The organism is Piscibacillus halophilus, from assembly GCF_900110685.1.
In the GTDB taxonomy this organism is placed as follows: domain Bacteria; phylum Bacillota; class Bacilli; order Bacillales; family Alkalibacillaceae; genus Piscibacillus; species Piscibacillus halophilus.
The window spans coordinates 50088-75796 of sequence record NZ_FOES01000010.1 but is presented as its reverse complement, the minus strand read 5'-3'; the positions used below and the strand labels follow the sequence as shown (position 1 = coordinate 75796).

The following is a 25709-nucleotide window of genomic DNA, read 5'->3' as shown; positions in this document are numbered from 1 at the left end:
ATGGGAACAACAAAAAGCATATACAAGGGAAAAGCTTTCGGAAGAAAAAACGGGTGAACTATACGGCAAACGAAAAGTAGATGTTGAACCTGTTTTTGGATTTCTGAAGGCTAATTTGCGCTTCTCTCGAATGTCTGTTAGGGGCAAAGAGAAGGTGAAAAATGAATTAGGATTTGCGTTCATGGCGGTGAATCTAAGAAAGTTCACCACCATGAACGCGAAAACAAGCTGGGCATATAACGAAACAAAGCAGAAAAAAGGCACCAAACCATACTTTTTATGGTTGGTGCCTTTTTTACGTTATTTTAGGCTAGTTATGTCCCAGCCTCTTTCTATGGGTGTTATTAGGTTTTCTATAAGGGTATTTTTCGATTCTATGGGTGTTTATTCTATTTCCTGGATTGATTCTTTTAATGCTTGCAACCTTGGACCCATCCCATCATTCGCTTCAATGTCATACTTAAATTGTATATACAAGACATCATCGTTGATTTGATATGCGTAATAACCATTTGGTGGATCACCTTGTTCTAGTTCTACACCCTCATATGAATTTTCTTCCATATCTAAAGGAGTCGGCTCTCCATCATAATCCAATTCAGATACAAATGTGTCTAAATCTGTATTATCTATGACTTCTACTGTAATCTCAGGCGGAACAATATCTCCAACAATATGATCCGTAGAATGAATCACTTGGTTTTCATTAATTTCATACTCCCCTAATAACTCATCCACTTGATAACTAATATTATGGGATTTAATATGAAAGGTTGTGACTGTCGTTGCTTCTTCCATTCCCTCAATGACGATTGTTGACTCTTCTGTCCCAGCTACTTCAACATCGAAATCTTCCTCTTCTTCCCCAGGAGTTTCTGTTTCATTTTCTGAATCCTCTAGCGGTTCTTCAACTTGCTCATTTTCTTGTGTTTCATTACCCTCGTCTTGGTCTTCAGCTGGAGTGGTTGATTCAGGTTCATCAACGGTTATATTTTGTTGATTCACCATAGTCATAACAATCACTCCAAAAAGCAGTACAGCAGCTGCGGTAGACGCCCATACCATTTTACGCCTTCTTCTTTGTTGAACCCGCTTTTTCTTAGCATAGTTAGTTATATTTAATCTCATCTCTTCTTTTTTCACTTGGTCAATAGAACCCATGACTTTTAGCTCCTTAAGTTCATCCAATAATTGATCATCTTGTTTAGTCATAGCTGACCCTCCCAACCTTTAACTTCAATGCTTTTAATGCTCTATAGAATGTTACTCTCACTTTATTTTCAGACCATTTTAAAACATCAGCGGCCTCAGCAATCGACAATTCTTCGATTCCTCTTAAAATAATGACATCACGATAAGTTGGTTTTAATTTGTGGATGGCCTCATACAATTGAGATTTCGATTCGGTTAATTGGTACAATTCTTCAGGTGATTGTTCGTTTTCGCTTTGGTAAGTATTAATTAATTTTCGCCAATCTTGTCTTTTTCGTTTTCTTGCTTCGTCTATAGCTAAGTTTCTAGCTATGGTAAATAACCAAGTCTTAGGGCTTGAATTTCCTTTAAAAGAATCAAAACGGTCAATTGCTTTTATAAAAACTTCTTGAACTAAATCTTCTACATCTGGTGAAGATGTGTAGTAAGCTAAAAATCGATATATATCATCCGCATAGCGGTCAAACCATTCGGTGATCAGTTCTTCGTCCATGGTCCTTCCTCCTTAGTCACTTTCTAAATAATAGACGTTGCGAATATCATAATATTACAACAAATTAAAAATTTGGCACTGCAAAACACTTGTTTAAAAGTGTTCCATGTAACTCATGAATCATTCCGTCTTCTTTCATGACAAAAAAAGAAGACCTCATAACAACTGAGATCCCCCTACTTGTTTCTCTAACTACTTTTTTCAACAAAGGTTCCAGCAAGTAAGTCTGGCAGATGACGTTGATCCTGTCGTATAAGAACCATCATAATATAAAGAACTGCTAGCAACATCGAAACATAAATCAGAGTCATAGCAAACCAATTAAAGTCCTTATACATCCCATGAATGACTCCCATATGCCCTAATTGCCAAGGTAAAAATTTTACCATATTCCGTATTACACTTCTGCTCTTGAAATGATTAGGATAGCTAATTCTTAAATGGTTGAAACGTTTACCAAATGTAGCCGCTTGAAATGACCCTTCCATGATTGAGAATATGATGATGACTGGAATTACTGAGGTGAAGGTGGCAATGAGTTGAGATTGTAGATATGAAAAAGTAGGAATGCCATTAAAAGCGAGCCAATAAACTATTTGCATGACACCGAAAAGGAGGATGAGGTACGCACTGATATATAACCAGTCAATCAAAAGAGCCATAAACCGCCTTTTTCTAATCGCAACAGATTGCATATGATCCCCCCTTTTTAGAACCTACTTAATTACATAAATCTTAAGAACATTATATATCTTTTTTTATGACAATGGATCATTTCGTCTGAACAATTCTTATTTTACATAAAAAAGCTTGTTGTCAAATGACAACAAGCCTCTATTAACACTTCTCAGGTGTACCTTCTCGATCTTTCGCTTTAAATGAAGAGCCGCAACCACACGATACAATGGCATTCGGATTATCAATCGTAAATCCGCCGCCCATCATGTTTTGTTTAAAATCAATCGTGGTGCCTTCAACAATCGGTCGGTCCATCTTTGCGATCACAACCGGTACATCAAAGTCCTCATACAACTCATCTGTTTCTTTTACTTCATAGTCAAAACCTAATTTATACGAAAGCCCGCTGCAGCCTCCACCTTTAACTCCGAAGCGTAAGTATACTTCTTCTGCCGACTCTTCTTTAAGCATTTCCTTTACTTGGTACAATGCTTGATCTGTCAGTTGGATTGCCATACGACATACCTCCTTATCATCATTATACTAACCTGTACCTACTCATTCAAATCATCTACAAGTAAAATTCACCAGTTGCGATTGTTACAGCTGGCCCCTTCATCAAAACATGGCCGTTGTCCTTCCAAGTAATGATTAAGTCACCACCATCAAGATGCACCATAACTTCTTCTCCTCTTTTCACGCGTTTGTTTAAAACAGAGGAAACGACAGCCGCGCACGCTCCTGTACCACATGCCTGCGTGATGCCAGAACCTCTTTCCCACACGCGGAAATTAATTTCTTGATCGTTAAGCACCTCAACAAATTCAACATTAACGCCTTCTGGAAAACGTTGATCATTGGTGACTGACGGCCCCACAGTATCAATAGGTGCATCTGCAATATCATCCACGTAAAAAACGACATGCGGATTTCCCATAGAAACAGCTGTCGCATATAAGTTTTCTTCACCAACTAAAAAAGGCTCTTGGATGACGTGGTCTTGCTCATCTCCAGTTAATGTGACCATTGGAATCTGACCTCTTTCTAATATCGGCTGGCCCATATCAATTGTTACGTTATGAACAGTGTCGTGATTGACTTCAACTGCTGCGTTAACCACACCTGATTTAGCTTCGACTGTAAATTCAGTTTGGTCAACATACCCTCGATCATAAGCTAATTTTGCGACACATCGAAGGCCGTTCCCACAGTTCATCGCTTCGGAACCATCTTTATTAAAAATTCGCATCCTTACATCGGCCACATCTGACGGTAATACTAAAATTAAACCATCTGATCCAATTCCTGTATAAACACTAGATACTGCTTTAGCAAGCTCTGGTAATCGATCTTCTTCTAATTCAACTTGAAAACCATCTATATAAATATAACTATTTCCTAACCCGTGCATTTTCGTAAATGGAATCTTCATGTTCATGTCTCCTATATACTCGGTTCATCTTCTTCTAGTTGTTTATAAATATTATCTAATAACTGTTTAGGTGTCTCCGCAGTTACACAGACGCCTTCAACAAGTGCGAATAACGTCATCGAACATAATGCACAATGGCTTGTACACCCTAATTCTACAACATCGATGTCAGGATCACGCGATAATTCATCATATACTTCTTGCGATCCGCTCATTAAATTATTTATACAAAATTCTACAATTGGGTTCATATAGACACTCCCTTAAATCCTGGTTGATTGAACCCATGACTAGCTCTTAAGCTTGCGGTTCTAATCCTCTCTCTTCTAATGCTTTATATACCGTCTTTAGCTTCGGATTACCTTCCCCAACGACCTCATCCTCCACTAATACAACTGGATAAAACATATCTTCTTCAATAACTCTCTCAGCAAACTCCTTATAAGGTCCCTCTTCTGGCGGGTTAAAAATATCTATATATTTATAAGTCACGTTAGATTCTCCAAATTTACGACCAATGGCTGCTTGTAACCATTCATACTGCTCTTTTGAACTCGGTAAATTCACGCAGCTAGGACATAAGACCTCTGCCCCATATACAGTCAGTTCGATGTTCTCCCCCATACTTTCCCTCCTAGTCTTCAGTTAATTATATTTTACACCAATTAAAAAAATAGGTACAATGATAATGATTCTCAATAATTTATTTGAAACGGTTAGAAAATTATCGATTTCATGATATAATATGGATAAGAAAGGGGAAGATGAACGATGTTTGAACAAGTACAAGAAGTCATTGGAAAACTACGCCCTTTTTTACTTCGTGACGGAGGCGACGTTGAATTAGTCGATGTGGACGACGACGGCATTGTACTATTACGTTTAAAAGGTGCTTGCGGGAACTGCCCAAGTTCAGCAATTACATTAAAAGCTGGAATCGAACGTGCTTTACGCGCCGAAGTACCTGGAGTTAAAGAAGTAGAACAAATTTTCTAATACTCTATAATCAGTACAAATCGCATGTGACATTGTCACATGCGATTTTTTTAATGTCTCATAATTTTAGCGAAATGGCTCATAAAAATAGTTCAATACCTCATAAATTTTATTCAATGACCACTTTAGACAAAAATTTTGTCTCATAAAGTTAATAAAATGTCCCATCAAACTAGTGACATGGACCAAAAAATTTTTAATGAACTGGCGACAAAGGCTCCCTACCATTTAAAACTCTATCAATATTACCAACGGCTAACTCAACCATCTTCATTCGAGTATCAACACTGGCTGAGCCAATATGAGGAAGAGCTACGACTTGATCAAGCTCTAATAGCGGATGCTCATGGTTAATCGGTTCATTTTTAAATACGTCTAAACCAGCTGCCTTAATCTCTCCATTTTTTAAAGCTTGATATAAAGCCTCTTCATCCACTACCCCGCCTCGGGAAGAGTTGATGAAGATTGCTGACTTTTTCATTTTTTGAAATACGTGTTCATCAAACATGTCCTTTGTTTCATCTGTTAATGGGGTCATACAAACAACAAAATCAGATTGGGTGATCAACTCATCGAAACTCACATAGCTGGCACCAAGCTCCACTTCAGCTTGTTTTTTCCGTGAACGGTTATGATATAAAATGTTCATGTTAAAACCTGTCGCTCTTTTAGCAACCGCTTGGCCGATATTCCCCATCCCTACAATTCCCAGCGTTTTATGGTGAACGTCTGAACCAGCTAATAAGAATGGGGACCATGTATTCCACTTGTTATCTTTTATATAATCAACCGCCTCAGGAATGCGACGTGCCGTAGCTAATAATAATGCAAAGGTTAGGTCCGCTGTCGTCTCATTTAATACATCAGGCGTATTTGTTACCGTTACATCGTGCTTTTTGGCTACTTCAAGATCAATGTTATCGAAACCAACTGCCAAATTCGCAACAACCTTTAATCGTTTAGCTTTTTGAAATACTTCTTCGTCAACTGTCTCGGTTAACATCGTTAGCAAAGCATCAGCATCTTCGGCTTGCTTAATGAGCTCCTCTCTTGTCACAGGGTGATCTTCATAGGGCCACATTTCAACTTCAAATGAATCCTTAAGTTTAGCAATCGCTGTTTCGGGTAATTGACGAGTGATAAATATTTTAGACATCAATTCCAAACCTCCTTTATATTATTAAGTCAATGGAGTAAAATAATAAAAACTAAACAGGATAGGTGTGATGATAATGGATTTAGAAAATAAAGCATTACAAGCCTTGGAAGAACGTGATGTGAAACTTGATGAAATTGCAGACCTTGTCTACTTTTTACAAAAAGATTATCACGAAGATTTACCTAAAGAAGAATGCTTGGCAAATGTCAAAAAAGTATTGCAGAAACGTGAAGTTCAAAACGCAATCTTAACAGGGATCCAGTTAGACAAATTAGCAGAAAAAAATGAATTAGATGAACCACTACAACAGATAGTAGAACAAGATGAAGGTTTATACGGGATTGATGAAGTCATTGCTTTATCCATTGTTAATGTGTATGGTTCAATCGGTTTTACGAACTATGGTTATATCGATAAAGTAAAGCCTGGCATCCTTCAGCAACTAAATGATAAAAGCAATGGATGCCATACTTTCTTAGATGATATTGTCGGTGCCATTGCAGCCGCTGCATCTAGTCGTTTAGCTCACAGCCAAAGTGATGCCATGAGCTCAATTGATGATTAGTTAAACCATTCAGATAGAGTCTCAATCGTATAAGTAGGCTGTGTACCAAACTGTGTTAACTCATCTTTAGTGGTGACACCGGTTTGAACGTGTAGTGTATCCATACCTGCACGAATTCCAGCTAAAATATCAGTGTGATAGTTATCACCGACCATAATGGCATCCTCAACTGGGATGCCTAGCTTATCTAAAGCTATTTGAAGCATGAGGCCAGAAGGTTTACCAACAACTTCTGGCTTGATGCCTGTTACATTCTCTATTAAATTGACAAAAGCTCCATTCCCTGGGACTAAACCTTTTTCAGTCGGAACTTTAATGTCAGGATTTGTCGCTACAAATTTAGCTCCGTTTTGAACAAATAAACACGCATCCCTAATTTTCCGATATGTATTATGTCGGTCAATCCCTATTACAACATAGTCTGGATTATGATCAACAATTTGAATCCCCTTTTGTTCTAAAGCTTCAGTTAAGCCCACTTCACCTATGACAAATGCTGTTGCATCAGGTTTTTCTTGTTGAATATAATTTGCCGTCGCTAAAGATGCGGTCATCACTTGATTAACGTCTGCATGAATTCCAAAGTTCTTAAGTTTTTCAACGGTCACTTCTGGCGTTCTTGAAGAATTATTCGTGACGAACATAAATGGAATATTTCGTGATTGTAACTCTTGAATAAATCCATCTGCTTCCGGAATCTTTGATTTACCCTTATACATGGTGCCATCTAAATCGATTAAATAACTTTTGTAATTCTTCAATGCTAAGACTCCTCACGTTTTTTAAAAGTAGTTACAGGTCCCATTTCTTTTTCAAGATAATCTAACACATACGGTCTAAAGTTTTCTAATGTTTTCACATTTTTAGATAACACTTCGTCAATTTGCTGATGATTAACATTGGTGTATTCACGTACTAACATTTTTCTTAAACCAATCGTTTCTTTGTATGCTGCTTCATCTTCTTTCGGAATGACTTCTTCATCGACTAAAATATCGATAATATCTTCATAACTCCCAGGGTCTCGCATAATAAATCCATCAATCATCATATTTCCAACATCAATAATTGATTCGATAACCATTTGGGCTAATCGTTCTGTTCCTAATTTCTCTAAAAACGATTCACTTGGTTGATGTTCATAAGTTTCAATTAACCCTTTCATATATAATAATGTCTGTTCAATATGACCACGATCTACAAAATACAATGAAATTCACTCCTTCAATAAGGTAAAATATGATTCAATACGTTATATTATCACATTATAATCATGAAACGAACTCACATACAGTTATATTATGACATAAGAAATATAATTTGCTAAAATAATGACAACACTTGTTGAGGAGGCGACACATTTGAATATTGATATTATCTCAGACGTAAAGGAAGAAGCAGAATTACGGTACGTAAGTGTTAAAACAGATACACGTCGTTATGATTTAATCCTACTGACAAGCGAACGATTAAATCAAAAAGGAGAAGTTGTCATCATTGATGACCAAGGTTCGAGATACACTAAAGTACATAAGGATAAAATTGAAGACAGTGAATATTTAGCCCACGCCTTCAACGTTAACGAATATGAATCAGATGAAATTTATCAATTCTTAAAAGAAGTCTTAGAATAAGTTAATGCCTCCTGCACAAACTAATGGTACAGGAGGCGTTTTTATGCGAAAAAGTCGAAGAATCAAAGATCAACAAGATGATTTTACACCTGTTGAAGTTCAAGATAATTATCAAGTAGCTGAAGAGTTTCCTGAAGGGAATTACGGTAGTCCGATTAATAAAGATGAACCTTTAAGACCTTATCCAAATAAAGAATCGAAACGTCACCATTCGGCTTATGCCTATGAAAATAAAGAACTTCACGCGGATTTACCAAGACAATTCCCTGGAGCTCATGTTCCACAAGATTTTCCGGATGATGAAGGGATTACAAGAGACGAAAAAGAATGACCTCACTTTGGGGTCATTCTCTTTTTAACCATCAAATTTTTTAATAACAAAATACGAACATCCAAAATTACAGTACTCGTATAAGTAATCTTCTAACGTAGAAATTTTTGTATCAAATGTTGCTTTTTGATTTTGATCATCATAGAAGCCTTTTAGACGAAGTTGTCCAAAACCCCAATCACCTACTATAAAATCATATTTCAATAATATATCGCTGAACCGTTCCTCTATGGCTTCTTCTTGAAATCCTTCTTTATGATCAAGGACGAGTTCATATCGTTGTCCTAGAAATTCCACAGCTATCACCTCTGATACATAATAGTGTACCATATTTTCCTATTTTAAAGAGTACATTTTTTTTAAATAAATGAACAGTATAACAACCAAGTACAACTAACTAAAGGAGATTTTAACATGAACCGTCTACATAGACGAATAACCGCATTCATCTTACTAACCTTCATATTAACCATACCATTACAGTCCGTTTCAGCGAAAGAAAATGAAGAATTGGATGAAGCGACTCTAAGAAAATCTCTTTACGAGAAGATAGAAGCACTGACTCAAGTTCCATGGTACTACATCGCAGCAATGGATCAATATGAACGAAATATTCGCAAAAACAATGACGAAGACAGAATCACGGGTGTTCAAATTCCTTTAGAAAAATGGTACGGAGTTCTCCCTCCACACTCTAATCATCAAGAAGAAGAATCAACACTTGCACTATTTGGTGGAATTGGTAAAGATGGGAATGGTGATGGCATTGCAGATCCGACAAATGATGAAGATGTTTTATATACGCTTGCTTTGGAAATACAGCAAAAAATCGCCATGGATCACAGCATGGAATCGGCGATTACTGCTCATTACGAACGAGAAAAAGCCACTCAAATCATTACAGAAATAGCTAAATTATTTCGCCATTTTAACACGATTGATTTAAGTGAACGAGCTTTTCCTATTCCAAAATGGAATAACTACAGTTATCGATCAACTTGGGGTGATACAAGAGGGTACGGTGGCCGACGAATTCATGAAGGAACTGATATTTTTGCGAGCTATGGCACACCAGTCCGTAGCTCGGCATACGGTGTAGTCGAAATAAAAGGTTGGAACCGATTTGGTGGATGGCGAATTGGTATTCGTGATATGTATAACATCTATCATTACTATGCACACTTAAACGCATTTGCTGAAGGTATTGAGGAAGGCGATATTGTTGAACCGGGTGATGTCATAGGTTATGTTGGGGCATCAGGTTACGGCCCTGAAGGAACATCAGGGAAATTCCCACCTCACCTTCATTATGGTATGTACAAAGATAATGGGAAACACGAATGGGCCTATGACCCGTACCCTTACCTTAAACGCTGGGAACGTAATCAGTAACTTGATTTTCCGCTTCATTATTGAAAAAATATAAGGAGAGATTATTTTTGGAGTGGAAAACCGTGAAGAAAATCGTAGGGAGCCGAGTCATCAAAACGGGAGTCGCAATTTTTATCACAGCTTGGATTTGTGAATTACTGGATTGGCCACCTGTATTTGCTGTTATTACAGCCATTGTGACCATAGAGCCGACTGTATCACAATCCATTAAAAAAGGAATCGTTCGCTTTCCTGCTTCAGCGATCGGTTCTTTTTATGCCGTTTTATTTATTTCATTATTCGGGCACGACCCGATTACATATGCCTTGGCGGCTGTTTTTACCATTATCACAACTTACAGACTTAAATTATATTCAGGTTTATTAGTTGCAACCTTAACAGCCGTTGCGATGATCGAAGTCATTCATGCCAATTTCTTTTTATCGTTTTTCATTAGATTAGGAACAACGACTATAGGATTAATTGTGTCCACTTTGGTCAATTTATTCGTCTTACCACCAGATTACACGAAGGAGATTGACTTAAAATTAAAAGCGATTACCGAAAGAACTGGAAAAGCAGTAGAAATAACATTTTGTCAATATATTTTAAACCAATCGGGACGACAAAAGTGTCAAAATGTCGTAGACCAATTAGACCAGGAAGTTCATAAGATTGAATCGCTAATTCAATATCAAAAGGATGAAGCTCAATACCATCCTCTTACTGTGGCCGAACAAAAAGAATTTCAACATGCCCAAAGACAGCTCATTCGAGTTAAGTTAATGATTTATCACATGGATAATATTTTAAATACCCCTTTGACAAAACTTCAGTTGAGCGACAAAGAACGAGAAAAGATTTTAGAGTCTGTACACGAATTAGCTTATGCTATGAAATTACATACGCCATTTGATTTAGAAAAGCATCATCAACAATTAAAGGACCTCATGCAATTGTACTGGGAAGACAATGATAAAGTTCGTCATAACCAACAAGACTATCCCACTACTTTCCCAGCTGAGATTATCGTGTTATATGAATTAGTTTCCATTTTCACATTGGTAGAAAATTATTATAAGGAACAGAAAAGCGGCTGAGATCAAAGAAGAGGCTAGGACAAAAATATTAATTTATATAAAAGAAGGCGAACATTAGACTGTATTAAACATCCAAAGTTCGCCTTCTTTCTTATAGCTTCGTCAAAATGCTTCGCTTTCCGCAGGCACAGCTTCAAATTCCCCAAACTCACTTCCGTTCGAAGACTTAAGGATGTTCGGCTAATGACGCAACATCCTGTTGCAACGCCGAACTGACCCTGTGGCCCCTCAGCTCGTTCTGTTCTGTGACGATCTGGACGATCTAGTGTCGGCGTTGGCCACAAATGCTACTTGTGATACGTCTTTGAAATAATTTACGCCGTGTCATCGCAGGCGCAGGACGTGGCCGCTTTTAGCCGACCAGGAGTCTCGCATTTTGACTACGCTAACTCCATTTTCATTCGGATTTTATTGACCTATTTATCTTTTGTCTAGACTATTCCATTCATTAATCTTTTTTCAAAACCTTTTTATATGTGATTATAAATTGAGCTCCACCTAAATCAGATTTCTCCACCGCTATTTGTCCATTTAACTGTTCTATAATGGTTCTTGCAATGGCCAGCCCCAAACCTGTTTCTCCGCCTTTTCCTTTTACAAACCGATTAAATATATAAGGAATTAAATCCTCAGGAACCCCATTCCCATCATCTTCAATACGGATGGTTTGGTTTTCTACGGTGATTCTAACGTTTGATTCAGCATGTCTGATCGCATTGACGCTTATATTTAAAATCGCTTGTAACATTTTTTCATGGTCAGTATATAGTTGAAAGCTCTCTCTTTTCTCTATATCGAGCTTGATGTTTTTCTTTTCAGCTAACGGAATCATACGATGATAAATATCCTCGATCAACTGGTTAACTTCCACCCACTCTCGATTATACGGTAACTCCTCACTTTCGAGTTTAGCCAGCCAGATCATTTCGTTAATGATTTTTTTCAATCTACTGATTTCCTCAACCATTGTTTCGAGACCTTTGTCCCGTTCCTCACCTTGAAATACACCTTCTTTAATGCCCTCTGCATACCCTTGAATGGTCATTAATGGGGTTTTTAATTCATGACTGGCATTTTGGAAAAAGGCCTGCTGTGATTTCATATATCCTTCTAATTCATTCGCCATATCAAACAGGCTTTGTTCTACTTCTTTAATTTCTCCTGTTGCTTCCACCCGATTCAAATCATCAAAACGCCTTTTCTCCACTTTTTTCAACTCATGTTTTAATAGGGTTAACGGTTTTACTAGGCGATTCGTTAAAAAATAACTTAATAAAACAGCTAATACACCACCAATTAAGAACACCATTAACAACCGATTAAAAAAACTACTTTGCACTTCTTGTAAATCTTTGATTGGGGTTAATAAAATAAGTTCAACCCCACTCGAGTTAGGTTGCCTAACAATTCGAGCTGTCACATATTTTTGGTTCATTCCATTCCAAATCTCTTCCGAATAATTATTAAAGTAACCTTCGTTATAAAATTTTCGTGTATGATCAATAGACATCGTTGAGAATAGGACTGCATTCTCATTAGTGTTAAATAAAATTAATTCTCCATCTTGGGAGTGCAAAAACTCTTGAAATTCATTCGCTGAACGAATGGAATCGTACTCTCGATTTAATATATCGATTAATATTTCACCTTTTTGTTTTAACTGAGCTTCTTCTTTATCAATTAACATATCCATAATCAAAGAATAGGTCAAAAAGCCTGTAATAGTTAAAATAACCATTAATAAAGTAGAAAACGCTAAGTTTAGTTGTGTTCTTAATCTCATTTAAGATCCCTCATCAACTTTAAAACGGTATCCATATCCCCAAACCGTTTCTAGAGGTATATTTGGCAATTTTTTTCGTAAACGCTTGATCAAGTCGTCAACCGCTCGATCACTCCCAAAATAATCGTCACCCCATACACGAGATAATAACTCTTCTCTTGAAAAAGCTCGGTTTGGGTATTTAGCTAATAATACTATCATATCAAATTCTTTTGATGTTAAATCTATCTCATCATGTTGCCAGAAGACTCTTCTTTCGATCACATCAACCTTCAAGTCATGGATATGTATATCTTTTTCTTGTATAGATTGATGTTGAGAAACATGATTCACACGTTTAAACAATCGCTTAACCCTAGCTACTAATTCACCCGGGCTAAACGGTTTTGTTAAATAATCATCTGACCCTAACTCCAAACCTAATATCTTATCAATATCATCATCCTTAGCAGAAATAATGATAATCGGTACATCACTGACTTCTCTTATTTTTTTACAAAAATCATATCCATCCATTCCTGGTAGCATAATATCTAAAATCCACATATCAGGTGGATTGGATACGTGTAATTCCAATCCTTCTTCAGCCGAGTCCAAAACTGTCGTTTCAAAATTTGATTTTTCCAAGTAAGCTGAAACAATCTGTTGAATATTGGGGTCGTCCTCCACAATCGCAATTCGTTTCACCGATTTCACCTCCACTCATTCTATACCCTATGTTACAACTATTTTATAAAAAATAAGAAAACACATCTAAAATTACACACTTTTTATACATTTTTCTTAAATGATTGCCACAAAAATGAACCATAATAATAATTGATAAAAGTAAGGTAGGTGATGAGGATGTATCATGATGATCAACCTTTAGAAAGAAATGAAGATAATCAACATCAAGAATCTACCACACATCAGATGAATCAAAAGGATCGAAATTCAACTGGAATAGGAAAAATCCTTACAGCTGGTATTTTAGGTGGGCTTATCGCGACTGTTCTCACGATATTCTTGTTATCTAGTAATGTCTTAACCAGTGCATCTAACGAAGAACCAACTGACTCTCAAAATGAGGAAATATCCGATCAAATATTTAACGATGACACTTCAATTTCAACCAATATAAATGAGCTATCAAAAGCGATTGTAGGAGTCGTTAATATTCAAACACAAAACATATTTGACCAAGGGTCTGATGCAGGAACTGGCTCAGGCATTATTTACAAAAAAGATGGCAATGAAGCCTATGTCGTTACAAATCAACATGTTATTGAAGGAGCTAAAGCTGTTGAAGTCGCTTTAAACCAAGAAAAGCGTGTGGAAGCAGAAATTTTAGGCAAAGACCCTCTAACAGATCTTGCTGTATTAAAAATCGATGGAGAACATGTGGATACTGTTGCCAAATTAGGTAGTTCAGAGGAATCGAAAGTTGGAGATACAGTTGTTGCTATTGGTAATCCACTAGGTTTAGAGTTTTCGAACTCTGTCACAAAAGGCATCATAAGTGGAAAGAACCGTTCACTTAGCGTTGATACTAACGGTGACCGACAACCAGATTGGGTCACTGATGTTATCCAAACGGATGCGGCGATTAACCCTGGTAATAGCGGCGGTGCATTGGTTAACTCTAATGGAGAAGTCATTGGAATCAACTCTATGAAAATAGCTCAGAATCAAGTAGAAGGAATGGGATTCGCGATTCCGATTGAACAAGCACAAAACATCATTAGTGAAATTGAAGAACACGGAGAAGTTCAACGCCCGCTTGTTGGAATTAGTGTCGTTAAAATAAATGAAGTGCCTCAACCTTACGCCCAAAACATCCAAATCCCAGAAGGTGTTGAAGAAGGCATTGTAATTGCACAAGTTGAGAGCGACTCACCAGCCGACAACGCAGGACTTAAGCAATATGATGTCATTACTAAAATTAACGATCAAGAGATTAAAAGTCTTCTCGATTTAAAACTCTATTTATATAATGAAGTGGAATTAAATGACGAGGTAGAATTAACTTATTATCGTGACGGAGAAGAACATACAACTACCCTTACCCTTGATCAAGCAATATAATAAATACAAAATAATGAGAGGTACCATCCACATAAAGATTGGTACCTCTCATTATTTTATATTTACGAGAATACCGCTCATTCGCATTTTCATAAGAATAACCGACATTCTCAACAATCTTATAACTTTATTTGTTGAATAAAAAAACTAAAGTTTAAACTTTAGCCCCTCGTGAGTGGCTTTTAAAACCTATCCGTTCATAAAAACGTAAAGCATCAGGTCTTTCTTTATCCGTTGTCAGTTGAACTAAATGACAGTTGCGTTCCTTGGCTCGTTGAATAGCCCATTTAATCAATTTAGTGCCTATACCTTTACTACGTTCCGAAGATAAGGTTCTTACTCCCTCAACAGTCGCTCTCCACCCACCTTGGTGAGTGATGTATGGTGTAAAAGTTATTTGTAGCACCCCAATGACTTTTTCTTCATCACAGGCAACCACTAACTCATTATTGGGGTCACTACTAATGGCCTTAAATGCGTCTTTATAGCTTTCAGGAAGTGGTAATTCATAACGTTCGCGCTTACTACCTAAAGCGTCATTAGCAAGCATTTCAACAATTTTATTTAAATCCTGTTCGGTAGCTTCTCGGAAAATGATGTCTGATTCCAACAATACACCCCCCTAAATATCAGTATTCAAACAGTTCCTCAATATGATTAACTTCATACTGGTCTAAGAATATCTTTGTCTTTTCGTTTAATTCAACAATAAAATCAGACCAAAAAAGATCAGTCACACTATGATCCCCGTAATAATTGAGATATTCATTTCCTTGGAACTCCGCATAACCGTCCATAATCGTGACCCCATAAATATGATTTTCAGAAGCTTCCAACCAATGATGGTGTAATGTCATTAGGGTTTTAATATCTTTAGTCAGTTTGGAGTCAAGTTCTATTAATGTCTCATCCATTTCATCTAATGCAAAATCGTCCCTGCCTTTTATCGAGAAAAAGAATGAAAAAATTTTTTGAGCTTGATTAAATGTTTCATTGTTAAAATGACTATTGTCAGGACGATTAAAACTAATTGCTAAATTCTCATATTTATTAACCATCAACACAATGTCTTTACTATATTGTGTAAGGAGTTGTGCTTGTTGTTTGGTTATTTTACCAGAATTTATAATTTCATCGAGAATGTTGTAATTCGAAATAATTCCGTTTGTGAGGCTCTGAATATCATTATTCAGTTCTAGAGAAATATGTTTTTCATACATACTCTTTTCTTCGTGTTGTTTAAAGACTATTAATAATAAAATCACAATTAATATAATGTACAATAATGGCTTATATTTTTTGATCAATTTCCCCACCCAAATTTTTTGAACTCGTCTATACCTCTCCCTTATCCCCCTTTATTTTAACATAATATTCCATTTGTTTTCACTTTTCTTCAAATAAAAAAGGGACGCTCAATGCATCCCTACTTTTACTTAAAACTGTTCCGTTTCTGTAGAACCAGCTAAAGCTGTCGTTGATGAAGTACCACCCGTAATGACCTGTGCAACTTCATCGAAATATCCTGTACCGACCTCTCGTTGGTGTCTTGTAGCCGTATAGCCATTCTCTTCGCTTGCAAACTCAGCCTGTTGTAATTCAGAATAAGCGGCCATTCCTTGATCACGGTATTTTCTAGCTAACTCGAACATACTGTGATTTAATGCGTGGAAGCCTGCTAGGGTCACAAACTGGAACTTGTATCCTATTTGCCCTAATTCTTTTTGGAAATTTTTTATGTCTCGTTCGGATAGTTTGCGCTTCCAATTGAATGATGGAGAACAGTTATATGCTAATAATTTTCCAGGAAATTTTTCATGAATGGCATCCGCAAAACGCTGTGCCTCTTCCAGGTTTGGCTCAGCTGTTTCACACCATACTAAATCAGCATAAGGGGCATAAGCTAGCCCTCTTGCTATAGCTTGATCAAGGCCAGCTTTTGTACGATAAAAGCCTTCCGCTGTACGTTCTCCTGTAATAAACGGTTCATCGTTCGGATCCATATCACTGGTAATTAAATCAGCCGCATTCGCATCCGTACGCGCAATAATTAACGTAGGGGTTCCCATGACGTCAGCTGCCAAACGAGCAGAAATCAGATTTCTTACAGCTGTTTGAGTGGGTAATAACACTTTTCCACCCATGTGACCACATTTTTTCTCGGAAGCAAGTTGGTCTTCGAAGTGAACAGCTGCTGCACCTGCTTCGATCATGGCTTTCATTAATTCGAACACATTTAATTGACCTCCAAAACCTGCTTCAGCATCAGCTACAATCGGTGCAAACCAATCAACTTGATCATCACCTTCAGCATGGTGGATTTGATCGGCACGCTGTAACGCTTGATTTAATCGTTTGACGACATGTGGGACACTGTTGGCAGGATATAGGCTTTGATCTGGATACATATGCCCTGATAAATTCGCATCGGCTGCTACTTGCCAACCACTTAAGTATATGGCTTTTAAACCCGCCTTGACTTGTTGAACGGCCTGATTACCCGTCAAGGCTCCTAACGAGTGAACATAGTTTTCTTCATGTAGTAAATTCCAAAGCTTTTCTGCTCCTCTTTTAGCTAGCGTATATTCAATGTCGATTGATCCTTTTAAACGTTCCACATCTACCGGAGAGTATGGACGTTCAATATCACTCCATCTTTCGTTCGTCTCCCATTCATTTCTTAATTGCTCAACTCGATTAAAATTCATGTATCTTCTCCCCCTTGAATTAAGATTTGATAAGCCGGAATGGTTAAAAACGCTTCAAATTCATCTGAACTAACTAACTCCATAAACAAGTGACAAGCTTTAGGATATTGCTTTTTTAAATCATCAGGAATGAAAGATTCAACTAAAGAAACCGTCACTTTTCTATCATCCTCTAAGCGACCATTTTCATGGTGAATCCATTGCCACACTTGGGCACGTGATATCTCAGCGGTTGCCGCATCTTCCATTAGATGATTGAGTGGAACTGCACCACGTCCATTTAACCAAGCAGCGATATATTGAATGCCCACAACTACATTTGTTTTTAACCCTTCTTCTGTGATGTTTCCTTTAGGCACTTCTAATAAATCTCTAAACGTTATATGGATGTCATCTCGTTGACGGTTAATTTGATTCGTTCCATCCATATAGTTAGTGAAAACCTCTTTGACGAGATTGACCATACCAGGATGAGCGACCCAAGTCCCGTCGTGCCCATCACGTACTTCTCGCTCTTTATCTTTTTGAACTTTTTCGTAAGCAACAGCATTCGCTTCTGGGTCATTTTTTACAGGAATTTGTGCCGCCATTCCACCAATAGCGGGTGCATTTCGTTTGTGACAGGTTTGTATAGCTAGTAACGAATACGCTCTCATAAATGGGGTTTCCATCGTTACCGTTGCTCGATCAGGCAAAAGGTAATGGGAATCATGGTGAAATTTTTTAATAAAGCTAAAAATATAATCCCAACGGCCACAATTTAAACCTGCAGAGTGTTCGCGTAATTCATATAAAATTTCATCCATTTCAAATGCTGCAGTAATGGTCTCAATCAGCACAGTAGCCTTAATGGTACCTTGTGGAATGCCGAGATAATCTTGGGCAAAAACAAAAACATCATTCCATAATCTCGCTTCTAAATGGTTTTCAAGTTTTGGCAAGTAAAAGTAAGGTCCAGTCCCCCGATGGATCAGTTCTTTCGTGTTATGGTAGAAATAGAGCCCAAAATCTACTAAACTGGCGGACATAGGTTCATCATCAACTAACAAATGATATTCATCTAAGTGCCACCCCCTTGGTCTTATAATAAGAACGGCTGTTTCATCATTTAACTCATACGTTTTACCATTTTCTGCTTGAAAATCAATATTTCGTCTAATCGCATCCATTAAATTAATTTGTCCATTCACCATGTTTTCCCAGGTCGGTGATGAGGCATCTTCAAAATCTGCCATGAACGTTTGAGCACCAGAATTAAGTGCGTTAATTATCATTTTCCGATCGACGGGTCCTGTAATTTCTACACGTCGGTCCAATAAGTCCTCTGGCAAAGGTGAAACCGTCCAATCACTCGATCGAATATGTTCGGTTTCACCTAAGAAGTTGAGTTGTTCTCCTTCTTGCAATTTTTTTGTTTGTACATCTCGTTCTTGAATTAATTGTTGACGTCTTGTATTAAACTTTTCATGTAATTCATACAAAAAATCTAGTGCCCCTTCTGTTAATACCTCCCCATGTCGTGGAATTTGTTTTTTGACCTCCATACGTTTCACATTTTCAATCAAACTATTACCCCCATCTGTTATACTACACAAATCATTATATATTTTGTTATATAACAACTGTTGCAAAAAAATTAGTCCTCCTTTTTGGAAAGACAATGTTCACATTCTAAAAGTGCAACTCTTTCTTCAACTGGTTTCCCACACTCTTGGCAAATGTGTTTCATCATATACCTCCTTCTGTTGCAAAACAATTTAATCATTTTAATTCTGTTATAAAACAGTTTATGTCTTTTTCCCAAAAAATGCAACCGTTAAATTTAAATTTTTCAAAAAATTTATTCTTAACTAGACATTTCATAAGTTTTCTGTGCAAATGTTAGTCAAATATTCAATTTACTAGACAAATCAAAATTTTTAGTAGACAAATTCTAAATTTTTTCTGAAAAATGGTTTATTTACTAGACAATTACAGCTTTGGTTCCATAAAAAAAGTGAGCAGATAATATCTGCTCACTTTGATTCATCATTAATTTTCTTTTGAGCGTTTAACAGCTGTATAAATACTTGCTGCTAATCCTCCCCAAATAATGACCATTCCGATAATCATAACGACAATCGCATCTAATGTCATACAGCTTTATCCTCCTTTGACGAATCAGAAGCTTGACCTAAAAGCTCTGGATTCCACTTTTTCAGCGTTAATAGTAAACCTAAAATTAAGGCTGCTGCTGCAACGGCCCAACCGCCATAGAGAATGAATGCATCAGAATAGCCTTCGTAGTTACCAGTTTCATTTCCTTCACCAGTGTGTTCTCTAAGTAGATTTAATTTGAATAAACCAAACATCATGTAACCAAGGACGATTGGCGTAATGACACCTAGAGAGGCTTTCCACCAGCCACCAAGCTTGATTGAAGATACACTGTTTGCGTGATCTTGTAAATCGCCAAGCTTGCGTAAGAACCATACGACAACTACTACTTCGACTAAACCGATAAATGCAACACCGAACTGGTTAATAAAGTAATCTGCTGCATCTAGGAAGAATAGACCACCTTGTGTCGCAAACAGTAACGATACAAGCGTTGCTAAACCTCCACCAAATAGTACTGCTTTACTTCTTGATATATTAAACTTCTCAGAGAAACCTGCGACGTATGTCTCTACGATTGAAATAAGTGATGACATACCTGCTAAAACTAGTGAGGCGAAGAATAAGAACCCAAATAACCCATTCATACCAGGGAACTCATTAATGATTAACGGGAAGATTACAAATGCTAATCCAACCCCACCAGCTACAACTTCTTGAACTGGTTCACCTAACTGTCCAGCTAAGTAACCTAACGCTGCGAATACACCAATACCCGCTAATAGTTCAAAGCTTGAGTTACCAAACCCTACGATAAAGGCGTTACCAGTAATGTCTGACTTTTTATCCAAATAGCTAGAATAAGTAATCATAATCGCAAAAGCGATGGATAAACTAAAGAAGATTTGTCCGTATGCTGCTACCCATACAGAAGGATCAGCAATTTTAGAAAAATCAGGGCTAAAGAACGCAGTTAGTCCTTCTGCAGCTCCTTCTAACGTAACCGCACGTAAGACAATAATTAAGAAAATAACGACTAAGGCAGGAATGAAAATACGGTTTGCAACTTCAATTCCTTTACGTACACCTTTAAATAATACGAATAAAACAACTGCCCATACAATTAATAGTGGGATTAACACTTCGGGCACAAATACACCTGCTTTTCCTGGTTCAACTCCTTCGGCTGTAATACCTAAGAAATCGTATAGAAACGTCTCTGTGTCTGCCCCCCACTTTTGACCAAATGCAAAATAAGAATACATAATCGCCCAAGCGATAATAGCTGCATAATAAGTTGATATAACGAATGATACAAATACGGCCCACCAACCGAGCCACTCTGTTTTCTTGCTTAAACGTGAAAATGTTAACGGAGCTGATCCACGATATTTATGACCTAATGAAAATTCCAAAATTAATAGTGGAATACCAGCCGTTAATAGCGCGATGAGGTATGGAATGAAGAATGCACCCCCACCACTTTCATAAGCTGTTGCTGGGAATCGCCAGATATTACCTAGCCCAATCGCCGAACCAACAGCTGCTAGGATAAACCCCAGTCTCGTCCCCCATTGAGCACGATTTTCCATTTTTTACTCTCCTCTCAATTTCTATTTCTAATAGTTTATGCCCTGGTCTTAACTTTAATGAATTTTATATATTTTCTGATAATTAAGACCACAACTGTATATAAAGTATTGTAACGAATGGCCTATAGACTGTCAAAGTTTTTTTCTGAAATTTCAATAAGCATAATCAAATAAAAAATAGCGTCAAAGAATTAATTCCTTCTTTGACGCTATTTTTCTAAGGTTAACTATTAATGACCTTTTTATAAATTCCATAAGCCATTAAGACTAAAGTACCGACTGTTACTAATAAGCCTAAAATCATAGATTGAGTAAAGGCAAACATTAGATAACCGAAGACAGATGCTAAAGCTGCTAATAACGCGTATGGTATCTGCGTTAAAACGTGGTCAATATGGTTCGATCCAGCACCTGTTGATGAAAGAACAGACGTATCTGAGATTGGAGAACAGTGATCACCAAATACTGAACCAGCTAGTACAGCAGCTAATGACGCTACTAGATAATCAGGATCTGTATTAGCTGCAATCTCACCAGCAATTCCTAACATAATACCGAATGTTCCCCATGATGTACCAGTAGCAAAAGCCATTCCTCCTGATACAAGGAAAATAATCAATGGTAGGAACGCAATATTGAAGTTAGCATTTACAACCACTTCTGATAAAAATTCTCCAGTTCCCATGCCATCGATAATACCGACAATCATCCAAGCGAGTACAAGTATATAAATGGCTGGTAACATAGCTTTAATACCTTCCCAAATGACTCTAAAGATATTTGACTTTTCGCCTGGCTGAATTAGGAAAAATAATAATGCCACAATTACTGAAGATAAACCACCTGCTACGAGTGAAAAGTTTACATCGGTGTTGGCAAAGATTGAAACAACAGTTACCGCACCTTCTGTAGCTTGAATACCAGTAGAAATCATAAATCCAACGGTTACCATAATTAATACTAAGATGGGTACCACTAAATGATAAATCTTGCCATATTCACTTTCTTGAACATCATCTTGTAAGTCACCTGGTACATCTGAACGTAGTGGATCGATTAATTCTCCAGATTTTTGTGCTCTTACCTCATGTTCTCTCATCAGACCGAAATCTAATTTCATTTTAATAACTAAAAAGACAAGAATAATAGCTGCAATAGCGTAGAAATTAAGTGGAACCGTACCAACAAACACATTAAAAGCAGTGAAATCTGTTAATTCTTGTGTTGCTAAGATTCCCCCAATGGTTCCTATAATATAAGCACCCCAACTAGATATAGGTGATAAGACTGTTACAGGAGCAGAAGTTGAATCAATTAAGTAAGCTAACTTTGCTCTAGATACTTTTTGGCGGTCCGTAATAGGGCGAGAAACCTGTCCAATTGTAAGACTGTTAAAATAATCATCTATAAAAATTCCGAGACCTAGTAAACCAGCTGTGTATTGTGAGCCTTCTCTTGTTTTAATTTTTTGAATGGCCCAGTTTCCAAATGCTCTTGCACCACCTGTTGCTGTTAAGAAAGCGATTAAAATACCTAATAAGAGTAGGAACAGAACTAACTGAATACTCCAAACATCCCATTCTCCGATTGAAAATTCACTAAAGGATAAGTTCATACCCCCGGCATAAAATAAATCTCTAAATGATGCCCAAATAGTGATAATGGTAGCTTTCAGATTGAAACTTTCAATCATTAAAGCTCCAACAACAATTCCAGCCCCAAGTGATAATAGAACTTTCCTCGTCAGAAGAACAAGAATAATCATCACGAGAGGTGGAATTAATGAATAAGCCGTACCGACAAAATCCATTTTCATTCCTCCTAATTGACTAGTTTAATAAAGTTTATTCCAAATAAAAAAAGTAATGATAGAGAAATCTACCATTACTTTACACAGACTGGTTATTTCTCGATCAGTAGCTCCCCGCTTTGCGAGAGTATATACCTTATTCAGATATACACCAACACTTGATTCCTGACAGAAACTAAGTGCTTCGGCAAATAACCCTTTCATGTACAGTCATAGTTGTCATCCTCATGCACATTACTCATGTTAGTTGCGCCTCTACCTCATCGATGGATAAGGTTTATCTAGTTGTTTAATTTTCACTTTGTTAATATAGCACAGAATGATTATTCTTGTAAACCTCTTTGTTGTTCTTGTTGTTGATATTCACTAAAAGGAATGGAAATGCTTGGTGGATTATTATTACCACTACTATAGAAATCTGGTACTAATCCTTGAATGACTCGTGTATCGACAGGGATTCGTGCTACAACTTCTGTGGTTTTAGTAGAAAACGGGATAACGATTTGCACATTAACTTTTACCTCAATTTCAATATTAATCATCGCATTATTAATGCCATATTCCTTAACATCTGTAATAAAATCTGGCTGAACTTCCCCAATCACACTAAAATGTACTGGAACACGGGGACCCAGATTAGCTAGTAATGCATTACCAGTAGCTTGACCAATAGGAATTTCAACTAACGCTTCATTTTCAACAGTTTCATCTGACTCTATAATTTGATCTTCATCAATATCAAAATCTAATGAATCACCAATAGGACGTTCTCCTCGTTCCAATCGTTTTAAATAGTTTTGAACACGGAACGTCGCATTACGAAGAACTGTGTTTACGACTACAGAGTTCCACCCCATCGAAACGATATTACCGTCTTCATTTGTTTCAACTTGAATCAAATCATCAATATCTAAATCACGTACAATACGTTTACTGACGGCTTCATTGATCGCTTCACGTGCATATTGACCTGTTAATGTTTCTGCAATATGAATCAATGTTGGTTCAATTCCACGATTAATAATATATATGGATAAAACTAGGGATACGATAAAACTTATAAAAGTATATATGATAATCTGACCGAAAGTTTTTGGCTTTCTTTTCTTGAAAGGTTTAGGTCGGTGAGTAACGCGCATTAGAAAACCCCCTCGAGACATTTTATGTTCGAGGGGGATTGGTTATGTACACATTAGGACGGGGTTGTATTACAATCTGTTATCACAAGTGACAAATGTTTCGTTAAGTCCAGATCATAGACTTGACTTGCATGAATTTCATGATCTTGTTCCTCTAAAATTCGAATCACTGGTCTATCAGGAACTTTAGTTTGCCTAACAATGATTCCTTTTCGTCCATCGCTTAAAGCGACGTAAGACCCATTCGGATATATGGAAATATGTCGCCTAAAAAGATTAATATATTTTGGAGAATACTGAGTATCACTACCCGAGTAAAGAATCTCTAATCCTTCGTGTGGTAAGAAAGCATTTCGATAGACACGATTGGAGGTGACCGCATCAAACACGTCTGATACGGCCATGATTTTGGCATATTCATGGATATTCGGTTCTTTAAGACCTAATGGATATCCACTGCCATCCAATCGTTCATGGTGTTGATACGCACAATACGCCACTGACTGTGGTATATTTTTAAACTGCTTTAAAATGTCATATCCGTAAGTTGTGTGCTCTTTAACCACTTCAAATTCCATATCTGTTAATTTGCCTGGTTTATCAATGATTGTTTTCGGTACTTTCATCTTACCGATATCATGGAGCATAGCCCCTATCCCAATTTCCTCAATTTGTCTATCGGAAAAATGGAGTTCACGTGCTAATACAAGGGTGTAAACAGTCACATTAACAGAGTGATTGTATAAGTAATCGTCAAACATGAAAATATCTGACATGATGGATAAAATCTCATCATGGCTTTTAACCACATCAATGATTTCGTTAACCGTACTTTGGACCTCATTCATTGAGCGCTCTAACATATATTGCTTATGCTTTTGATGATCATACTCATCAAAAACTTTAAACGTCTGTCGAATTTTTGAAATAGCTTCCACTCGAAGACGCTCATTAATAATGTTCTGTGGTGCAATATCCTCGGATAACGAATCTTCTATATAAACATATCGAAAATCAAAATCCTTAAGTCTTTTGATTAATTTTTCGGTGAAAATAACATCTTTTTGTAGTAATACACGACCATAAGCATCAATAATTGGATTCGCAAGTTGATCTCCAGGTCTAAGTGCATTCATTGTTACGGCTTTCATAATTTTCCCCTTAGTTGAACCACTTTTTTACTATCATAAGCTTTTACGTCAAATTTTTCAATGTTTACCTCAAGCGTAGAAGTGCTTGCTTTCCAATCATGCCTTCTTCCCAACCGTATTTTTCTTTCGAATAATTGGTCACTTTTTGTAATGGGGCATACAATAATTCATCTAATGATCGGACACCAACTGCTCTACCTGCAACAATTTTTCGATCTGATAGCTTTTCATTTAATAAATCTACATCTAAAGCGCCACACATAATGTAGCCAATGTCATTAGACACCACTAATAAATCTGTTTTGGGTAATTCAACATGAACAAATGTAAATGGAACATCCTCAATCCATATTGGTTCTACATGTACCATTTTCTCAGCCTCCTTCTCATA

Annotated in this window: 30 protein-coding genes, 1 pseudogene and 1 riboswitch; of the genes and pseudogenes, 8 read left to right on the top strand and 23 right to left on the bottom strand. The window is 37.0% G+C overall.

Features of this window, described 5'->3' with window-relative positions:
• Positions 1 to 496: transposase (locus tag BMY57_RS16570; protein WP_439895787.1), on the top strand; the 496-nt coding region annotated here is incomplete at its 5' end.
• On the opposite strand, the gene BMY57_RS06885 is transcribed toward BMY57_RS16570, so the two are convergent.
• From BMY57_RS06885 to BMY57_RS06855, 7 genes are all read right to left on the bottom strand, one after another.
• Complete coding sequence (locus tag BMY57_RS06885) at positions 385 to 1212, bottom strand: hypothetical protein (RefSeq protein WP_091773291.1); 828 nt, start codon at positions 1210 to 1212, stop codon at positions 385 to 387. The two genes, BMY57_RS16570 and BMY57_RS06885, sit on opposite strands and share 112 nt — an antisense overlap.
• The gene (locus tag BMY57_RS06880) at positions 1205 to 1705 is read right to left on the bottom strand and encodes an RNA polymerase sigma factor (protein WP_091773290.1); all 501 of its coding nucleotides are present in this window, start codon (positions 1703 to 1705) and stop codon (positions 1205 to 1207) included. Before BMY57_RS06880 ends, BMY57_RS06885 begins: the two co-directional genes overlap by 8 nt.
• A 188-nt stretch (positions 1706 to 1893) precedes the next feature.
• The gene (locus BMY57_RS06875; protein ID WP_091773289.1) at positions 1894 to 2400 is read right to left on the bottom strand and encodes an RDD family protein; all 507 of its coding nucleotides are present in this window, start codon (positions 2398 to 2400) and stop codon (positions 1894 to 1896) included.
• 142 nt (positions 2401 to 2542) lie between these two features.
• Complete coding sequence (locus BMY57_RS06870) at positions 2543 to 2899, bottom strand: HesB/IscA family protein (RefSeq protein ID WP_091773288.1); 357 nt, start codon at positions 2897 to 2899, stop codon at positions 2543 to 2545.
• Between the two features lie 55 nt (positions 2900 to 2954).
• Positions 2955 to 3815, bottom strand: a complete 861-nt coding sequence (gene dapF, locus BMY57_RS06865) for a diaminopimelate epimerase (RefSeq protein ID WP_091773287.1) — start codon at positions 3813 to 3815, stop codon at positions 2955 to 2957.
• Positions 3816 to 3826: 11 nt separating this feature from the next.
• Positions 3827 to 4066, bottom strand: coding sequence for a DUF1450 domain-containing protein (locus BMY57_RS06860; protein WP_091773286.1), 240 nt, complete (start codon positions 4064 to 4066; stop codon positions 3827 to 3829).
• A gap of 46 nt (positions 4067 to 4112) precedes the next feature.
• Entirely contained in the window at positions 4113 to 4439 is a 327-nt protein-coding gene (locus BMY57_RS06855) for a YuzD family protein (protein WP_091773285.1), read from the bottom strand.
• A gap of 147 nt (positions 4440 to 4586) precedes the next feature.
• Between BMY57_RS06855 and BMY57_RS06850 the strand changes: the two genes are divergently transcribed.
• Complete coding sequence (locus BMY57_RS06850) at positions 4587 to 4811, top strand: NifU family protein (RefSeq protein WP_091773284.1); 225 nt, start codon at positions 4587 to 4589, stop codon at positions 4809 to 4811.
• Positions 4812 to 5007: 196 nt separating this feature from the next.
• Here BMY57_RS06850 and BMY57_RS06845 read toward each other — a convergent pair whose 3' ends face one another.
• Positions 5008 to 5967 (bottom strand): 2-hydroxyacid dehydrogenase, encoded by a 960-nt coding sequence (locus BMY57_RS06845; RefSeq protein WP_091773283.1) that lies wholly within the window; start codon positions 5965 to 5967, stop codon positions 5008 to 5010.
• Positions 5968 to 6037: 70 nt separating this feature from the next.
• On the opposite strand from BMY57_RS06845, the gene BMY57_RS06840 reads away from it, so the two are divergent.
• Entirely contained in the window at positions 6038 to 6535 is a 498-nt protein-coding gene (locus BMY57_RS06840) for a phosphatidylglycerophosphatase A family protein (RefSeq protein WP_439895786.1), read from the top strand.
• Here the strand turns inward: BMY57_RS06840 and nucF are convergent.
• On the bottom strand, positions 6532 to 7296 hold the full coding sequence (nucF, locus tag BMY57_RS06835) for a 5' nucleotidase NucF (RefSeq protein WP_091773281.1): 765 nt from the start codon (positions 7294 to 7296) through the stop codon (positions 6532 to 6534). The two genes, BMY57_RS06840 and nucF, sit on opposite strands and share 4 nt — an antisense overlap.
• A gap of 2 nt (positions 7297 to 7298) precedes the next feature.
• Positions 7299 to 7745 (bottom strand): type VII toxin-antitoxin system HepT family RNase toxin, encoded by a 447-nt coding sequence (hepT, locus tag BMY57_RS06830; protein WP_091773280.1) that lies wholly within the window; start codon positions 7743 to 7745, stop codon positions 7299 to 7301.
• Positions 7746 to 7896: 151 nt separating this feature from the next.
• On the opposite strand from hepT, the gene BMY57_RS06825 reads away from it, so the two are divergent.
• Both BMY57_RS06825 and BMY57_RS06820 read left to right on the top strand, forming a co-directional pair.
• A complete protein-coding gene (locus BMY57_RS06825; protein WP_091773279.1) occupies positions 7897 to 8169 on the top strand; it encodes an SAV0927 family protein in 273 nt (90 codons plus the stop codon).
• 43 nt (positions 8170 to 8212) lie between these two features.
• Positions 8213 to 8500, top strand: a complete 288-nt coding sequence (locus BMY57_RS06820; protein WP_091773278.1) for a hypothetical protein — start codon at positions 8213 to 8215, stop codon at positions 8498 to 8500.
• A 24-nt stretch (positions 8501 to 8524) separates the two neighbouring features.
• Here the strand turns inward: BMY57_RS06820 and BMY57_RS06815 are convergent, their stop codons facing one another.
• On the bottom strand, positions 8525 to 8830 hold the full coding sequence (locus tag BMY57_RS06815) for a YutD family protein (protein ID WP_091773277.1): 306 nt from the start codon (positions 8828 to 8830) through the stop codon (positions 8525 to 8527).
• A gap of 84 nt (positions 8831 to 8914) precedes the next feature.
• Here BMY57_RS06815 and BMY57_RS06810 point away from each other — a divergent pair, with 84 nt between their 5' ends.
• Positions 8915 to 9892, top strand: coding sequence for a M23 family metallopeptidase (locus BMY57_RS06810; protein WP_091773276.1), 978 nt, complete (start codon positions 8915 to 8917; stop codon positions 9890 to 9892).
• 47 nt (positions 9893 to 9939) lie between these two features.
• The gene (locus tag BMY57_RS06805) at positions 9940 to 10971 is read left to right on the top strand and encodes an aromatic acid exporter family protein (protein ID WP_246247357.1); all 1032 of its coding nucleotides are present in this window, start codon (positions 9940 to 9942) and stop codon (positions 10969 to 10971) included.
• A gap of 448 nt (positions 10972 to 11419) precedes the next feature.
• On the opposite strand, the gene BMY57_RS06800 is transcribed toward BMY57_RS06805, so the two are convergent.
• Both BMY57_RS06800 and BMY57_RS06795 read right to left on the bottom strand, forming a co-directional pair.
• On the bottom strand, positions 11420 to 12754 hold the full coding sequence (locus BMY57_RS06800) for a sensor histidine kinase (RefSeq protein WP_091773275.1): 1335 nt from the start codon (positions 12752 to 12754) through the stop codon (positions 11420 to 11422).
• Positions 12755 to 13441, bottom strand: coding sequence for a response regulator transcription factor (locus tag BMY57_RS06795; protein WP_091773274.1), 687 nt, complete (start codon positions 13439 to 13441; stop codon positions 12755 to 12757).
• 159 nt (positions 13442 to 13600) lie between these two features.
• Between BMY57_RS06795 and BMY57_RS06790 the strand changes: the two genes are divergently transcribed.
• Positions 13601 to 14821: a S1C family serine protease gene (locus BMY57_RS06790; protein ID WP_256205262.1), complete on the top strand. Its 1221-nt coding sequence runs from the start codon at positions 13601 to 13603 to the stop codon at positions 14819 to 14821.
• 147 nt (positions 14822 to 14968) lie between these two features.
• Here BMY57_RS06790 and BMY57_RS06785 read toward each other — a convergent pair.
• From BMY57_RS06785 to BMY57_RS06735, 10 genes and pseudogenes are all read right to left on the bottom strand, one after another.
• Positions 14969 to 15371: pseudogene (locus BMY57_RS06785) on the bottom strand (GNAT family N-acetyltransferase).
• A 79-nt stretch (positions 15372 to 15450) separates the two neighbouring features.
• Positions 15451 to 16128: a hypothetical protein gene (locus BMY57_RS06780; protein WP_091773272.1), complete on the bottom strand. Its 678-nt coding sequence runs from the start codon at positions 16126 to 16128 to the stop codon at positions 15451 to 15453.
• 129 nt (positions 16129 to 16257) lie between these two features.
• Entirely contained in the window at positions 16258 to 17529 is a 1272-nt protein-coding gene (gene aceA, locus BMY57_RS06775; RefSeq protein WP_091773271.1) for an isocitrate lyase, read from the bottom strand.
• Positions 17526 to 19073, bottom strand: a complete 1548-nt coding sequence (gene aceB, locus BMY57_RS06770) for a malate synthase A (RefSeq protein ID WP_091773295.1) — start codon at positions 19071 to 19073, stop codon at positions 17526 to 17528. Before aceB ends, aceA begins: the two co-directional genes overlap by 4 nt.
• Before the next feature lie 487 nt (positions 19074 to 19560).
• Positions 19561 to 19665: a methionine/alanine import family NSS transporter small subunit gene (locus BMY57_RS06765; protein WP_091773270.1), complete on the bottom strand. Its 105-nt coding sequence runs from the start codon at positions 19663 to 19665 to the stop codon at positions 19561 to 19563.
• Positions 19662 to 21218, bottom strand: a complete 1557-nt coding sequence (locus tag BMY57_RS06760) for a sodium-dependent transporter (RefSeq protein WP_091773269.1) — start codon at positions 21216 to 21218, stop codon at positions 19662 to 19664. Before BMY57_RS06760 ends, BMY57_RS06765 begins: the two co-directional genes overlap by 4 nt.
• Positions 21219 to 21441: 223 nt before the next feature.
• On the bottom strand, positions 21442 to 23028 hold the full coding sequence (locus BMY57_RS06755; RefSeq protein WP_091773268.1) for a Na+/H+ antiporter NhaC family protein: 1587 nt from the start codon (positions 23026 to 23028) through the stop codon (positions 21442 to 21444).
• A gap of 99 nt (positions 23029 to 23127) precedes the next feature.
• A riboswitch (Lysine riboswitch) is annotated at positions 23128 to 23294 on the bottom strand.
• A gap of 57 nt (positions 23295 to 23351) precedes the next feature.
• Positions 23352 to 24167 carry a sporulation protein YunB gene (gene yunB, locus BMY57_RS06745; RefSeq protein WP_091773266.1) on the bottom strand — a complete coding sequence of 272 codons (816 nt, stop codon included), beginning with the start codon at positions 24165 to 24167 and terminating at the stop codon, positions 23352 to 23354.
• 53 nt (positions 24168 to 24220) lie between these two features.
• Positions 24221 to 25318 (bottom strand): HD-GYP domain-containing protein, encoded by a 1098-nt coding sequence (locus BMY57_RS06740; RefSeq protein ID WP_091773265.1) that lies wholly within the window; start codon positions 25316 to 25318, stop codon positions 24221 to 24223.
• Positions 25319 to 25382: 64 nt separating this feature from the next.
• Positions 25383 to 25688 (bottom strand): YunC family protein, encoded by a 306-nt coding sequence (locus BMY57_RS06735; protein WP_091773264.1) that lies wholly within the window; start codon positions 25686 to 25688, stop codon positions 25383 to 25385.
• Positions 25689 to 25709 lie beyond the last annotated feature (21 nt).